Source organism: Pseudomonas sp. NPDC079086 (assembly GCF_044542155.1).
Taxonomy (GTDB): Bacteria; Pseudomonadota; Gammaproteobacteria; order Pseudomonadales; family Pseudomonadaceae; genus Aquipseudomonas.
In genome coordinates this window covers 19,358-32,611 of sequence record NZ_JBITTY010000006.1, presented here as the reverse complement: position 1 = coordinate 32,611, position 13,254 = coordinate 19,358, and the positions used below count along the sequence as shown (strand labels likewise).

The following is a 13,254-nucleotide window of genomic DNA, read 5'->3' as shown; positions in this document are numbered from 1 at the left end:
CTGCAGTGCCGGGGTGCGCGGTGGATAACTTATCCCAGGTTGTTGTGGAGTGATCTGTGGATAAGCTGCGCACGCTTGCGTTCAGGCCACAGCGGGCGTGGCCTGAGCGTGTTAGGTTGTTTTTTGTACAGTAGGGCTGGGACGCAGCAGCTCGTAAAAGGCTTTTAGTCTTCCAGGGCGCTGATCTGCGTCGAGCGTCCGAGTACCTGCAGGGCGCGGTCCGGGTAGTCGGTGATCAGCGCGTGTGCGCCCAGATCGAGCAGGCGGCGCATGTCCGGCTGTTCGTTGATGGTCCACAGCTGCACGTTAAGCCCGCGCTGTGCGGCGGTCTTCAGCAGGCTTGGGCTGGCAACGTGCAGGCCACCGTGGGCTTCGGGAATCTGCAGCGCCTGGTAAGAGGGCGACAGCAAACTGCCCAGGCCGACCCAGTTGAGCGCCACCAACAGACGTACCGAACCGGGCCCAGCGGAGGTGGCCACGCCTGGGCATTGCTCGCGGAACAACTGCAGGCTGCGGTCATAAAAGCTGCCGACGATGACCTGATCACGTTGTTTGTGCGCCTCAAGGGCATCACACAGCTGCGCTTCCATACCGACATCCGGTACCTTGATTTCAATCACCTTGGGCGTATTCGGAAAGCTGTCGAGCACTTCGGCAAAGCTTGGGATGCGAATGCCCTGGCCGCGATAGGGATAGCTCTGGCCGCCATCAGCGCTCCAGTTGTAGCCAGCATCCAGCGCTTGCAGCTGCTCCAGGCTGAGCGCCGCAACCGGGCCTTCGCCATTGGTGGTGCGCTCCAGGGTGCTGTCGTGAATGACCACCAGCTCGCCATCACTGGATAGGTGCAGGTCCATCTCCAGCATGTCCACGCCCAGTGCGCTGGCGCGCTGGAAGGCAAACAGGCTGTTCTCCGGCCATAGGCCTTTGCCGCCACGGTGGGCGATAACCAGTGGTTGTTCGGCAAAACTGCTGAGCACCGCCGCCGGCTGGGCCGGTTTGCTGGTCAGGGCCAGCACGCCGAGGGCGATGGCAAGCAATAGCAGTGGAGCAGAGAGAAAGCGGGCAACGCGCAGCATGGTCAGGGTCCAGGGCAGTCAAATAGTGAGGGGTTTAATACGCCTCGACTATGACAAAGCCATGGCTGCTGGGCGAGAGGCGAAATGCGCCAGCCTAGCGACCTTTGCGGTCAGGGGCGGCTGGCGGTAAGTGGGTGGACGCTAGCAGCGTCCACCCGGACAGCCTGATCAGCTCGCCAACAACCAGGCACCGGTCAGTGCCGAAGCGGCGCCCATCACCCGAACTACAGGAGCCGCAGCTTGTGGCAACAGCCGCACCAGGGCGTAGCCGCTGGCATGCAGGGCAGCGGTGGCGACTACAAAACCTGCGGCATAGCCCCATGGGCTGGCCAGCTCTGGCAGCTCCAGGCCGTGGGCGACGCCGTGGGTCAGGGCAAATACTGCGGTCAGGGCGATGGCAACCAGCATCGGCAGGCGAATAGCCACGGCCACCAGCAGACCAAAGGCCAATACCGAGGCGGCGATACCGGTCTCCATCAGTGGCATCTGCAGGCCGTTAAAGCCGAGCAGGCCGCCGATCAGCATGCTGCCAACAAAGGTCAGCGGCAGCGCCCAGCGCGCCGCGCCGGATTGCTGCGCGGCCCACAGGCCTACGGCGAGCATGGCCAGCAGGTGATCGAGGCCGAACACCGGATGCGCCAGGCCGGCCATTAGTCCGGAGTGGTCGTGACCGGCGTGGGCGAAGGCCACCGCTGGGCTGAGGAACAGGGCGATGGCGAATAGTGATTTGCGCAGGTTCATGGGGTGTCTCCTTGACTGAATAAGGGCGTTTTTAGGCGGCCGTGAGCATGCCGTGGCGTTCGATAAAGGCGATGATCTGCTCCAGACCCTGGCCAATTTTCTGGTTGCTGAACACGAACGGCTTGTCGCCGCGCATCTTCAGGGTGTCGCGCTCCATCACTTCCAGTGATGCACCTACCAGTGGCGCCAGGTCGACCTTGTTGATCACCAGCAGGTCGGATTTGCAGATGCCCGGGCCGCCCTTGCGCGGCAGCTTGTCGCCGGCCGATACGTCGATCACATAGATGGTCAGGTCGGACAGCTCGGGGCTGAAGGTGGCCGAGAGGTTGTCGCCGCCGGATTCGACGATGATCAGGTCCAGTCCCGGAAAGCGCCGGTTGAGCTGGTCGACAGCTTCCAGGTTGATCGAAGCGTCCTCGCGAATCGCCGTGTGCGGGCAGCCACCGGTTTCCACACCGATAATCCGCTCCGGGGCCAGGGCCTCGTTGCGTACCAGAAACTGCGCGTCTTCCTGGGTGTAGATATCGTTGGTCACCACCGCCAGGTTGTAACGCTCGCGCAGGGCCAGGCACAGGGCCAGGGTCAGGGCCGTCTTGCCGGAGCCGACCGGGCCACCGATGCCAATGCGCAGGGGTTGGCTGTTCATCTTTTAGTCTTCCTTATCATCAAGAACGGAATAAACGGCTGTACTGGCGCTCGTGCGCCATGCTCGCCAGGGCCAGGCCGAAGGCGGCGCTGCCCCAGTGTTGCGGTTGCAGTTCACTGGCCTGGCGCTGCGCCTGATCAAGCAGCGGCAGCAGTTGCGAGGTCAGGCGCTGGGCGGCTTGTTGGCCCAGCGGCAGGGTTTTCATCAGCACCGCCAGTTGGTTTTCCAGCCAGCCCCACAGCCAGGCGGCGAGGGCATCCTCTGGCTCGATCTGCCAGGTCCGCGCTGCCAGAGCCCAGCCGACGGCCAGGCCGGGCTCGTCGAGCTCGGTAAACAGCTGCTGCGCCGGTTGATCCAGCTCTGGCAGGCCGCTGAGCAGTTGTTGCAGGGAGTAACCCATCTGCCGGCTTTCCAGGCGCAGCTCGCGGGTTTCGCGGCTGGCGCGCTGTTGTTCGGCGAGGCTGCGCAGCTGCGCCCAGTCCTCAAGCGCAGCGGCCTGGCAATGGGCGAGCAGCAAAGGGGCTTCGAAGTGCGCCAGGTTGAGCAGTAGCTGATCGGCAATCCAGCGTTCGGCGCTTTCTGCGTTATCGACCAGGCCTTGTTCAACGGCCATTTCCAGCCCCTGGGAATAGCTATAACCGCCAATCGGCAGCTGCGGGCTGGCGAGCCTCAATAACTGCCAAGCTTTATTCACTTGCGCGCACCAAACTGATGCAGGCGCGGTGCATAGCTGAATTCGGCATCGCCGGCATGCGAGTGGTGATGACCGCCGCCGTAGGCACCTTGCTCGGGCTGGTAGGGCGCCTCGATCAGCTCCACGGTGGCGCCGAGCTGTTCGAGCATGGCCTTGAGTACATAGTCATCCGGCAGGCGCAGCCAGCCATCACCGAGTTGCAGGGCAACATGGCGGTTGCCCAGGTGGTAGGCGGCGCGCATCAATTCGAATGGGTTGGCGCAGGTAACGTGCAGCAGCGGCTCGGCGCGGGCGATGACGCGCACGATACGGCCATCTTCGGCCTGTAGGCATTCGCCGTCATGCAGGGCGGGTTGGCCGCGTTCGAGGAACAGGCCGACGTCCTCACCTGTACGGCTGAAGCAGCGCAGGCGGCTTTTGCTGCGGGCCTCGAAGCTCAGTTCAAGTTCGGCGTCCCAGTGCGGCTGGGCGGCAATACGGCGGTGGATCACCAACATGGGGCAGTTTCCGGCAGGGCAATGCCGGTTATAGAGCAAGTGCCTTGCCAAGCTGCCGTTGCGCCACGCAGAGCGGGGCGCGTGGGTATTGGTGTGGCTGAAATTGGAGCGTGGAGGGGTTGGGTTTGGTGCGTGCGCTGGTTTTATGCGCGTTTTTGGTGCGACTGCTGGTCTGCGATCAGTCGCGGGTTTGGCCCAGACCCTGCCAATGCTTGGCACCGATAAAGATAAAGCGCAGCTGCTCGATCATTTTGATCTCAGGCGAGGCGTGCATCGGCAGGGGCGATGCGGGTGGGTCGATCAGCTCGGGCAGGGTGGCGAATACGGTTTTTACCACCAGGTCGGCGATCACGTTCTGCGCCGGGGCGTCGAAGTGCTGCAGTTTCGGCATGGCTGCAAGGTCGGCGACCAGGTCGGCGGTAATGCGTTCGCGCAGTGCGCCCACGGCCTGGCGTACCAGCAGCGAGCCGCCGTACTGCTCGCGGGCGAGAAACAGAAACTGCGAGCGGTTGGCCGCCACCGCATCGAGGAAGATGCGTACCGAGGCGTCGATCACGCCGCCCACTTCGAACTCGTGATGGCGTACCTGGCGGATGGTTTCGCGAAAGGTTTCCCCTACTTCGGCAATCAACGCCAGGCCCAGCGCGTCCATATCCTCGAAATGCCGGTAGAAACCGGTCGGCACGATGCCGGCGCAGCGCGCCACCTCACGCAGGCTCAGGCTGCCAAAGCCGCGGCCGCTGTCCATCAGGCTGCGCGCGGCGTCCATTAAGGCGTGGCGGGTTTGCAGTTTTTGTTCGGCGCGCGGTTGTAGTGGTTTCAAGCGTGCATGGCTCTGCATTGCGAAATCAGCGCCGCACTCTAACAAATGGCCGTTGTTTACGTCGAACCGCGGTTGCTTATCTGGGTTTGAGTGAGCGAGTGTTGACTGAGTTAATATGCTCTGCCAGTCTAGTGAACAATTGTTCACTGGAGTCTTGCCATGGCCCTTCTTCCTTTTGCCTGGGTACGCGGGCTCGCAAGCCTGCTCTATCCGCTGCGCGTGCTGGTCGCTCATGGCTGGTTGCGAGAAAGTGATGTCGATGCGGGGCTGGCGCTGTTGCACCCGGCGCTGCGGCTGAATCGGGTGTTTGCCCGGGTTACCCAGCGACAGTGGGTTGCCGATGACATGCTCGAATTGACCCTGCAGGCCAACGGCAACTGGCGCGGCGCGCAGCCGGGGCAGCATCTACAGCTTTATCTCGAACGTGACGGCGTACGCCTGAGCCGTAGTTACAGCCTGACTGCGGTGCAAGCCGGTGGCCGTTTGCAGGTTGCGATCAAACATCAGGCGGGCGGGCGTGTTTCGCCCTACCTGCTGGAGCATATGGCAGTGGGCGATGTGCTGGAACTGGGTCCGGTGTATGGCGAGCTGAGCTGGCCCGAGGCGCAACAGGGTGTGCTGCTGTTGGCCGCCGGCAGTGGCATCACACCGCTGCTGGGCATGTTGCGCGCTGCTCTGGCTCAAGGCTTCAGTGCACCGATTACCTTGCTGCATTACGTGCGTGAGCAGGGCCAGCGCGGTTTTGTTAACGAGTTGCAGGCCTTGCAGGCGCAGCACAGCAATCTGCAGGTGTGCTGGTCGCTGACTGCCGCCGGAGCTGAGCCGGGAACCCTGACTGGGCGTTTTGCTGGCGAGCACCTGGCCGAGGTCACGCAGCTAGATCAGCGTCGCGTACTGGCCTGCGGTCCGGCGGGGTTTGTCGCCCAGGTGCAGCAGTGGTGGCAGGCCGCCAGCTTGCTCGGTGCGCTGCAGGTCGAGGCCTTCACTGCGCCTGTGCTGCGCGCCGACGTCAGCCTGCGCCAGGTTCGTTTGGGTTTTGCCCGCAGCCATCAACAGGCGACTGCCAATAATCAAAACAGCTTGCTGGAGCAGGCCGAGGCCCATGGCCTGCAGCCGGTGCATGGCTGTCGCCAAGGTATCTGCGCCAGCTGCACCTGTACCTTGCTTAGCGGCACGGTGCGCGACTTGCGCAGCGGCGTGTTGTTCAGCGAGCCGGGTCAGCCGATCCGCCTGTGCATTAGCGCGCCGCACAGTGATGTTGAGATTGATCTTTAAATTGCGAGGGAATACCCATGCGTCGTGATCGCGAACTTTCCACGGATGAAATGAACGCCTTCGGCAACGAGCTGGACGCCCTGCGCCAAAGCACTCTGGCCGATCTGGGCGAGGCGGATGCGCGCTATATCCGCCGGATTCGCGCGGCGGTGCGCTGCTGTTGCGGGGGCGGGCGCGGGCTATTGATGCTCGGCTGGTTTCCGCCGACCTGGCTGCTCGGCACGCTGCTGCTGGGTCTGGGCAAGATTCTGGAGAACATGGAGCTGGGCCATAACGTCATGCACGGCCAGTACGACTGGATGAATGATCCCGAGTTTGCCGGGCGCAGCTATGAGTGGGATATCGCCGGGCCGAGCGATTTCTGGCGGCACACCCACAACCATGTGCACCACACCTGGACCAATGTGCTGGGCATGGACGATGACGTCGGCTATGGCCTGGTGCGCCTGTTTCCCGAGCAGCGCTGGAAGCCGTTCTACCGTTGGCAACCGTTGTGGGTGACGATTCAGGCGGTGCTGTTCCAGTACTCGATCGCGGTGCAGCATCTGCGTCTGGATAAGGTCTACAAGGGCCGGCTGAGCAAAGAGGAGGTGCGCCCGCTGATCAAGCAGTTCAACGCCAAGATACTGCGGCAGTGGGGCAAGGATTATCTGTTCTTCCCACTGCTGGCGCTGTTGATCGGGGCCAATGCCCTGGCGGTGCTGGCCGGTAATGTGCTGGCCAATCTGATCCGCAATCTGTGGACCTTCACGGTGATCTTCTGCGGTCACTTTACCGAGCAGGCGGCGGTGTTCAGCAAGGCGTCGGTGGTCGGCGAGAGCCGCGGTCACTGGTACCTGCGACAGTTGCGCGGTTCCAGCAACCTTAACGGCGGGCCGCTGTTTCATATTCTCACCGGCAACCTTAGCCACCAGATCGAACACCACCTGTTCCCCGATTTGCCGGCACGGCGTTATGCGACGTTGGCCGTGGAAGTGCGCGAGATCGCCGAGCGTTACGGCCAGGTCTACAACAACGGCAGTCTGTGGAGCCAATTTTCGACAGTGCTTAAGCGGATATGGATCTACCGCCAGCGTCCGGTCGAGGCTATGCCTGTCGGGGTTTGACGCGGAATACGGACTAACAGAGCTATGTAGGGTGGATGAGGGAGGCGTCATCCACCCTAAGAGGCTATGCCGGCTGGCGCGTGAATACGCAAGTCAGATAGCGGTTGCTAAAGCCGTAGCGCAGCATCGAATACAGCCGGCTAAACAGGTACAGCGGGCGCTTGCGGTAGTACAGCAGCACAGCATTGCCGACGCCTTCGGAGCGATGCTGTTTCTGTTGATCGGCCTGTTTCGAGAATAAACCTTTGAACTGCCACCACTGAATCTGTTCGAAGTACTGGCGAGCATGCAGCCCCTGCTGGCGGAACAGTGCATAAAAGCTGCGTTTGCTGAAGTCATGCAGGTGGTGGGGGTTGCCGTCCAGGGTTGGAGTGATCGGCACCGAAGCGATGACCTTGCCGCCTTCAGCCAATAAACGCGCATAGTTGGCCAGCAGCACCTGCGGGCGTGGCAGATGCTCAATGGTTTCCAGGCTGACGATGCAATCGAAACCCTGGTCGCTGCTGAATTGCTCGGCATCGGCACATTCATAACGCAGGTTGGCCAGTTGGTAATGCTGGCGAGCGTAGGCGATGGCCGCCGGGTCAATGTCCACCCCGGTGATCTGTTTGTCCGGGTTGCGCTCGGCCAGTAGGGCCGTGCCATAACCACAGCCACAGGCCATATCCAGCACCCGCTGGCCGCTTAAATGCTCGACGGCGAACTCGTAGCGCTGCATATGAATCTGCAGGCTGGCCTGGTCGTCCGGGTTGAGCGGGTTGAGATCCTTCGGGTAAATCCGTTCGATGGTATGCATGGTCATGGCAGCGCAAAGAGGAGCCTGGACTATATGTCAGGTGGTCCACTTTGCCCACGAGCGTCATTGGCATGCTTCGTGGTTCAGCACTTTCTTTCTCGGCGGTATGACACAAGGATGGTTTGCTATGTCGACATCTTCTACACCCCGTTATCCCCTGGTCCTGGTGCCCGGTTTGCTCGGCTTTGTCAGCCTGCTCGGTTATCCCTACTGGTACGGCATCGTCACGGCGCTGCGCCGCATCGGTGCAAAAGTCTTCCCTGTGCTGGTGTCTTCGGTGCATTCGACCGAGGTGCGCGGCGAGCAACTGCTACTGCGCATCGCCGATGTGTTGCAAGAGACCGGCGCAGAAAAGGTCCACTTGATCGGTCATAGCCAGGGCGCACTGACGGCGCGTTATGCGGCCGCATTAAAGCCCGAGTGGGTGGCGTCGGCCACCTCGGTTGCGGGGCCCAACCATGGCTCGGAACTGGCGGATTTTCTCAAACGCAAAGCCCCGCATGGCAGCCTGCGTGAGCGCGTGTTGAGTGTTTTATTACGCGGCGTGGCGCGTTGTATGGCGTGGCTGGAACGTGGTTATAAAGGCGAACCACTGCCGATGGATGTGGCAGCAGCGCAGCAATCGCTGACCAGTGACGGCGTGGCGGCCTTCAATGTGCAGTATCCGCAGGGCCTGCCTGAGGCCTGGGGCGGTGAGGGCGCAGCCGAGGTCAATGGCGTGCGCTATTACTCCTGGTCCGGCACCATTCAGCCGGGTATCACCAATAAAGGTGGCAACCGTTTTGACGGGCCGAATGTTGCCTGTCGGATGTTTGCCCGAACCTTTCAGCGCGAGGTTGGGCAGTGCGACGGTATGGTCGGGCGCTACAGCTCACACCTGGGCACGGTGATTGGTGATCAGTACCCGCTGGATCACTTCGACATCATCAATCAGACCTTCGGCCTGGTCGGTAAGGGTGCCGAACCGGTCAAATTGTTTGTAGAGCATGCGCAGCGTTTGGCCACTGCCGGACTTTAGAGTTTTTAGGCTTCGTTTAGATCGATCCAGATGCCCTGATCATCCTCGCGGATGGCAAGCTCTTGCAGCGACTGCCCGGCGCAAGGGCCTGCGACGCATTCGCCGGACTCGATCAGAAACAGTGCGCCATGGGTGGCGCATTGGATCAGGCTGGCGCTGGCGTCGAGAAACTGGTCGGGCAGCCATTCTAGTGGGATGCCACGGTGCGGGCAGCGATTTCGATAGGCATACAGCTGACCGTCCTTGCGCACGGCAAGCAGCTTCTCTTCAGCTATCTCGAAGCCCCGGCTCTGGCCTTCAGCCAACTCATCCGGTGCACATAATCGCAACATAGGAACCTCCCCGACAGGCCGGCATTATGCCGCCCTGGCGCGGAAGTGAAAGAGGAGGGCGCATCCGTGCGCCAAGTGGAACTCGTTTTTGCAGCTATTCACTAGGCGGTTGCCCAGGTCAGATTTCCCAGACCAGATTGACCGCCGCATGCCGCCCTGGTTGGCTGAAGCGGCCCATGCTGGCGCTGTTCTCGGTCAAACCGCGCACGTCGCCCCATTGCCAATACTGCTTGTCGGTGAGGTTAAACAGGCCGGCATTCACCGCGAAGTTGTCGCTCATCTGCCACCAGCCATTCAGGTCGAGCACGCCATAACCAGAGGTCTGCACGTGGTTGCTGGTTTGTGTGGTGTCGACGCGAGTTTTCGCCGCGACCAGAGTCCAGCTCAGCTCGCCGCCAAACCTGCCGTTCGGCTCGCTGTAACCCAGGCCGAACACGCCCTTGAGTGGGTCGATACTGTTGAGCGGTTGGCCTGTTCCTTCATCCTTGCCACGGGCATAGGCGACGCTGCCACGGGCCTTCCAGCCTGCAGGTAAGCCCAGTTGATCAAGGAACAGTTCGCCCTTGGCCTCTGCGCCACGAATGGTCACGCGGTCGCGGTTGACGTACTGGAACTCGCCGAAGGGAAAGCCTGGCACGCTGGAGGCCCGGCTGACTTGCTCGATAAAGTCATCGTACTGGTTGTAGAACAGCGCCGCGCCAAAGCTGCCGATGGCGTATTGGCCACGCAGGCCCAGTTCAAAGCTGTCGCTGGTTTCCGCCTTCAGGCTGGTGTTGGCCAGCGTGCGGTACATGCCTGGGTTGGTGAATTCACCGAAGATTTCGATGGCCTGAGGGGCACGGAAGCCGGCGGCGTACTGACCGTAGACGCTGTGCGCCTCGTCGAGCTGGTAGGTCACGCCAAACTTGGGCGATAGCGCCGAATCCTTGAAGTCGCTGGGATTGCGCTCGGTGGCCTGACTATTGAGGTACTTGTCGGTAACGTGCGGCTGCATCTCATAGCGGTCGTAGCGCAGGCCTGGCAGCAGGGTCCAGCGGCCGATGCTGATGTTGTCCTGCACAAACAGCGCATATTCCTTGGTCGTTGGATCGGGGAAGTCGCTGGTCGGTAAAACAGGCGTGGTGACGCCGGTGGCCAGGACTGTTTCGCCGCCTTTGCGCAGGTCGGCATTCTTCAGGTGTTTGATGTCCAGGCCGTAGACCAGCGCATGTTGCGTGCTGCCAATACTAAAGGCCTTGTCCAGCTTGGTGTTGAAGGCCCAAAGCTTTTCTTCGTAGTACGAATCCCGTGTGCGGTAACGCGGCTGCCCGCCGACCACACGGTCTTCGAAGGTTTGCTGGCGGGTCTGGCTGTCCTGATAGTTGAGCTGACTGTGGATTTGGTCGACCAGCAAGGTGTCGAGTTGCTGGGTATGGGCGAGGGAGAAGCGCTCACGGTCGACGCGGTCTTCGGCGTCCTGGGTGCGAATGGTCGCGGTGTTGCTGTAGTTGCTCAGTACGCGGGTGTCGGTGTCGTCCTGGTAGCGCTCGTAGGTCAACTGCAGGCGACCAGTGTCGCTGTAATCCCAGCCGAATTTGCTCAGCAGGTTGTCGGTGCGGTAGTCCAGCGGGTTGGCCTGTTCGCGGGTTGCACCGATGCCGCCCTGGCCGCCGTAGGTCTCTGTAGCCTGACCGCTGCGCCGGCCCAGGTGCAGCAGGCCATCAACCTGGCCCAGACGCGCGGCGAAGGTGGCGCTGCGCTGCCAGCTGTCATCGCTGCCGTCATAGCCAGTCTTTAAACGTGCGTAGGCGTCATCGCCTGCATCCAGATAGTCGCCGGCATCCTTGGTCAGAAAGCTCACCGCGCCGCCAATCGCATCGCTGCCATACAGCGAACTGGCAGGGCCACGGATGATTTCCACCTGCTTGACGGTGTCGAGGTCGACGTAATCGCGTTTGGCACTGAGGAAGCCGCCGAAGGAGAAGGCGTCGGGCATGCCGACACCGTCCACTTGAGTCAGCACACGGTTGCCGCCTATGCCGCGGATGGTAAAGCCAGACAGGCCGAAACGATCACCGCTGCCGCCGACCGATACGCCGGGCTCGTAGCGCACCAGATCTTTGATGTTCTTGATGTTCTGCTGATCGATATCGCGTTCGGTCTGAACCGATACGGTGCTCGGCACCTGGTCGAGGGTCTGCTCGGTGCGGGTGGCCGTGACGGTCACCGTGTCGAACTGGTTCGGCGCTTTCTCGGCACCAAGGGCCAGTGATGGGCTGAGTAACAGTAGAGCAAGCCATGGGCGGCGGGCGAATGGAGGACTTCTGTGCATGGGGACTCCAGGATCGTACGGGTGGTTTCTCTGACCACCGGGTTGGCATCGGCGGCAAACCTAAACGACATTGACATGCGAATGCAAATAATTATCAAATAGATTTAATTCGAGCTAACCGAGTATCCGCATGCTGCGTTTGTCGTTGTTCTTGTTGCTGTCATTGGCGCTGCATAGCGCCGGTTGGCTGCTGCATGGCGAGCAGCAGCCACCTGCTTTGAACGCGGCGCAAACCCATCAAGCGCCTCAGGTGTTACGCCTGGCTGCAGTGCTGCAACAGGCCGCGCCGGCAGCGGCCAAGCTGCCAGAGCAACCGCAACCGCAACCGCAACCGCAACTGCAACCGCAACGCCAGATGGTCGTGCCTAGAAAGGCGCCGGCGCCTAAGCCTGTCGTGCGGACGCCAGTGACCAAGGCAAAGCCAGCGGTAGTGGCACAGCCAACTCAAAACCAGCCCCTGCAAGCGCAGCCAGCCGAGACAACCCGTCAGTCTGCTGTGGTGACCGGCTCAGCTCAGTTCGCGCCCACCAAGCAGGTTGCCGCGCAACCGGCCGCTGAAGTGTTCAGCGCTAAACCGAGCTTTCGTGAGCCGCCACGCCAGCCTAGCTACCCGTCCCAGGCGCGGCGGCGTAATCAGCAGGGTGTGGTGCTGGTCGAGGTGCGTCTGGATGAGCGCGGCCAGCAACGCAGCCTGAACGTACTGCGCTCTTCGGGCGTGGAGAGTCTTGATCGCGCCGCCCTGGAGGCGGTTGCCAAGTGGCGCTTTCGCCCCGAAACCACCGGCGGTCAGGCTGTGCCTAGCCGTGTACAGATCCCTATTCAGTTCGCTTTGACCGCGAGCCGTTGATAAATCACTGAGGAGTTTCCATGAGCACACACGCCCAATCCGTCGCGCCCACCAATGATCTGTATCTAGCCTGGCAGGTGCTGCGCAGCGAGCAGCCACGCCTGCGTGCCCGCGATGCCGCCGAACGTCTGGCCGTCAGCGAGGCCGAACTGGTGGCCAGCCGTCTCGATGTCGATGCGGTGCGTCTGCAGCCGGATTGGGCGCAGTTGCTGCCGGCACTGGGCGAGCTGGGTTATGTGATGGCGCTGACCCGTAACGAGCATTGCGTGCATGAGCGCAAAGGTTATTACCGTGAAGTAACGGTTACCGCTAATGGCCAGATGGGCCTGGTGGTCTCGGCCGATATCGACCTGCGCCTGTTCCTCGGTGGCTGGGCCAGTGTGTTTGCCATCGAGGAGCAAACCGGCAAAGGCACCCAGCGCAGCATTCAGGTGTTCGACCGTCAGGGCACTGCGGTGCATAAGGTCTTTCTCACCGAGGACAGTCAGCTAAGTGCCTGGGGGCCACTGCTGGAGCGTTTGCGTATGGCTGAGCAGAGCGCCGAACTGGAGCTGATGCCTTTGCCCCAGGCGCAGCCGGCGCAAGCCGATGCCCAGGTGGATGTGAATGCATTGCGCGTGGGCTGGTCGACCCTCAAAGACACTCACCACTTCTTTGCCCTGCTGAAAAAACACGGCACCACACGCACCCAGGCCCTGCGCCTGGCGGGGCGCGAATGGGCCGAGCCAGTGGATGTGCGCGAGCTGCCGAAACTGCTGGAGCAGGCTGGTGCGCGTGAAGTGCCGATTATGGTGTTTGTCGGCAATCGCCACTGCATCCAGATTCACTCCGGCCCGGTGCGCAACCTGCGTTGGATGGATACCTGGTTCAACGTGCTCGACCACGAGTTCAATCTGCATCTGCAAACCACTGGCGTGACCGAGCTATGGCGGGTGCGTAAGCCGAGCAGCGATGGCGTGATCACCAGCTGGGAAGCCTTCGATGCCCATGGCGAGCTGGTGGTGCAGCTGTTTGGCGCGCGCAAACCGGGCATCCCTGAGCGCGAAGACTGGCGCGCCCTGGCCGAAAGCGCTGCCGCTCTGGAGTGCTGAA

14 protein-coding genes are annotated in these 13,254 nt (G+C 61.8%); 5 read left to right on the top strand and 9 right to left on the bottom strand.

Features of this window, described 5'->3' with window-relative positions:
- Nucleotides 1-164: 164 nt before the first annotated feature.
- The 6 genes from ACIGEK_RS21060 to ACIGEK_RS21035 form a co-directional block, all read right to left on the bottom strand.
- Nucleotides 165-1,076, bottom strand: coding sequence for a glycerophosphodiester phosphodiesterase (locus ACIGEK_RS21060; protein ID WP_397495195.1), 912 nt, complete (start codon nucleotides 1,074-1,076; stop codon nucleotides 165-167).
- 168 nt (nucleotides 1,077-1,244) lie between these two features.
- Complete coding sequence (locus ACIGEK_RS21055) at nucleotides 1,245-1,817, bottom strand: HupE/UreJ family protein (RefSeq protein ID WP_397495194.1); 573 nt, start codon at nucleotides 1,815-1,817, stop codon at nucleotides 1,245-1,247.
- Nucleotides 1,818-1,848: 31 nt separating this feature from the next.
- Nucleotides 1,849-2,463, bottom strand: a complete 615-nt coding sequence (gene ureG / locus ACIGEK_RS21050) for an urease accessory protein UreG (RefSeq protein WP_296222197.1) — start codon at nucleotides 2,461-2,463, stop codon at nucleotides 1,849-1,851.
- A 19-nt stretch (nucleotides 2,464-2,482) separates the two neighbouring features.
- Entirely contained in the window at nucleotides 2,483-3,157 is a 675-nt protein-coding gene (locus ACIGEK_RS21045; RefSeq protein WP_397495193.1) for an urease accessory protein UreF, read from the bottom strand.
- On the bottom strand, nucleotides 3,154-3,654 hold the full coding sequence (gene ureE / locus ACIGEK_RS21040; RefSeq protein ID WP_397495192.1) for an urease accessory protein UreE: 501 nt from the start codon (nucleotides 3,652-3,654) through the stop codon (nucleotides 3,154-3,156). The genes ACIGEK_RS21045 and ureE overlap by 4 nt, the downstream gene beginning before the upstream one ends.
- Nucleotides 3,655-3,832: 178 nt before the next feature.
- Nucleotides 3,833-4,423, bottom strand: coding sequence for a TetR family transcriptional regulator (locus ACIGEK_RS21035; protein WP_397495360.1), 591 nt, complete (start codon nucleotides 4,421-4,423; stop codon nucleotides 3,833-3,835).
- 213 nt (nucleotides 4,424-4,636) lie between these two features.
- On the opposite strand from ACIGEK_RS21035, the gene ACIGEK_RS21030 reads away from it, so the two are divergent.
- Nucleotides 4,637-5,752: a ferredoxin reductase gene (locus tag ACIGEK_RS21030; protein ID WP_397495191.1), complete on the top strand. Its 1,116-nt coding sequence runs from the start codon at nucleotides 4,637-4,639 to the stop codon at nucleotides 5,750-5,752.
- Between the two features lie 17 nt (nucleotides 5,753-5,769).
- Nucleotides 5,770-6,858, top strand: coding sequence for a fatty acid desaturase family protein (locus ACIGEK_RS21025; protein WP_397495190.1), 1,089 nt, complete (start codon nucleotides 5,770-5,772; stop codon nucleotides 6,856-6,858).
- Nucleotides 6,859-6,922: 64 nt separating this feature from the next.
- Here ACIGEK_RS21025 and ACIGEK_RS21020 read toward each other — a convergent pair whose 3' ends face one another.
- The gene (locus ACIGEK_RS21020; RefSeq protein ID WP_397495189.1) at nucleotides 6,923-7,660 is read right to left on the bottom strand and encodes a class I SAM-dependent methyltransferase; all 738 of its coding nucleotides are present in this window, start codon (nucleotides 7,658-7,660) and stop codon (nucleotides 6,923-6,925) included.
- A 121-nt stretch (nucleotides 7,661-7,781) separates the two neighbouring features.
- On the opposite strand from ACIGEK_RS21020, the gene ACIGEK_RS21015 reads away from it, so the two are divergent.
- On the top strand, nucleotides 7,782-8,672 hold the full coding sequence (locus ACIGEK_RS21015; RefSeq protein WP_397495188.1) for an esterase/lipase family protein: 891 nt from the start codon (nucleotides 7,782-7,784) through the stop codon (nucleotides 8,670-8,672).
- 5 nt (nucleotides 8,673-8,677) lie between these two features.
- Here the strand turns inward: ACIGEK_RS21015 and ACIGEK_RS21010 are convergent, their stop codons facing one another.
- Together ACIGEK_RS21010 and ACIGEK_RS21005 are read right to left on the bottom strand one after the other, a co-directional pair.
- The gene (locus ACIGEK_RS21010) at nucleotides 8,678-9,004 is read right to left on the bottom strand and encodes a Rieske (2Fe-2S) protein (RefSeq protein ID WP_397495186.1); all 327 of its coding nucleotides are present in this window, start codon (nucleotides 9,002-9,004) and stop codon (nucleotides 8,678-8,680) included.
- 118 nt (nucleotides 9,005-9,122) lie between these two features.
- Complete coding sequence (locus tag ACIGEK_RS21005; RefSeq protein WP_397495185.1) at nucleotides 9,123-11,315, bottom strand: TonB-dependent hemoglobin/transferrin/lactoferrin family receptor; 2,193 nt, start codon at nucleotides 11,313-11,315, stop codon at nucleotides 9,123-9,125.
- Between the two features lie 130 nt (nucleotides 11,316-11,445).
- Here ACIGEK_RS21005 and ACIGEK_RS21000 point away from each other — a divergent pair, with 130 nt between their 5' ends.
- Nucleotides 11,446-12,162: an energy transducer TonB gene (locus tag ACIGEK_RS21000; protein WP_397495184.1), complete on the top strand. Its 717-nt coding sequence runs from the start codon at nucleotides 11,446-11,448 to the stop codon at nucleotides 12,160-12,162.
- Nucleotides 12,163-12,182: 20 nt separating this feature from the next.
- A complete protein-coding gene (locus tag ACIGEK_RS20995; RefSeq protein WP_397495183.1) occupies nucleotides 12,183-13,253 on the top strand; it encodes a hemin-degrading factor in 1,071 nt (356 codons plus the stop codon).
- Nucleotide 13,254 lies beyond the last annotated feature (1 nt).

Excerpts from the sequence above, each read along its gene's own strand:
- ACIGEK_RS21015 (WP_397495188.1), top strand. The coding sequence starts at position 7,782 with ATGTCGACATCTTCTACACCCCGTTATCCCCTGGTCCTGGTGCCCGGT.
- ACIGEK_RS21055 (WP_397495194.1), bottom strand. The coding sequence starts at position 1,817 with ATGAACCTGCGCAAATCACTATTCGCCATCGCCCTGTTCCTCAGCCCA.
- ACIGEK_RS21030 (WP_397495191.1), top strand. The coding sequence starts at position 4,637 with ATGGCCCTTCTTCCTTTTGCCTGGGTACGCGGGCTCGCAAGCCTGCTC.
- ACIGEK_RS21020 (WP_397495189.1), bottom strand. The coding sequence starts at position 7,660 with ATGACCATGCATACCATCGAACGGATTTACCCGAAGGATCTCAACCCG.
- ACIGEK_RS21000 (WP_397495184.1), top strand. The coding sequence starts at position 11,446 with ATGCTGCGTTTGTCGTTGTTCTTGTTGCTGTCATTGGCGCTGCATAGC.
- ACIGEK_RS21060 (WP_397495195.1), bottom strand. The coding sequence starts at position 1,076 with ATGCTGCGCGTTGCCCGCTTTCTCTCTGCTCCACTGCTATTGCTTGCC.
- ACIGEK_RS20995 (WP_397495183.1), top strand. The coding sequence starts at position 12,183 with ATGAGCACACACGCCCAATCCGTCGCGCCCACCAATGATCTGTATCTA.
- ACIGEK_RS21025 (WP_397495190.1), top strand. The coding sequence starts at position 5,770 with ATGCGTCGTGATCGCGAACTTTCCACGGATGAAATGAACGCCTTCGGC.
- ACIGEK_RS21010 (WP_397495186.1), bottom strand. The coding sequence starts at position 9,004 with ATGTTGCGATTATGTGCACCGGATGAGTTGGCTGAAGGCCAGAGCCGG.
- ACIGEK_RS21035 (WP_397495360.1), bottom strand. The coding sequence starts at position 4,423 with ATGGACGCCGCGCGCAGCCTGATGGACAGCGGCCGCGGCTTTGGCAGC.
- ACIGEK_RS21005 (WP_397495185.1), bottom strand. The coding sequence starts at position 11,315 with ATGCACAGAAGTCCTCCATTCGCCCGCCGCCCATGGCTTGCTCTACTG.
- ureE (WP_397495192.1), bottom strand. The coding sequence starts at position 3,654 with ATGTTGGTGATCCACCGCCGTATTGCCGCCCAGCCGCACTGGGACGCC.
- ureG (WP_296222197.1), bottom strand. The coding sequence starts at position 2,463 with ATGAACAGCCAACCCCTGCGCATTGGCATCGGTGGCCCGGTCGGCTCC.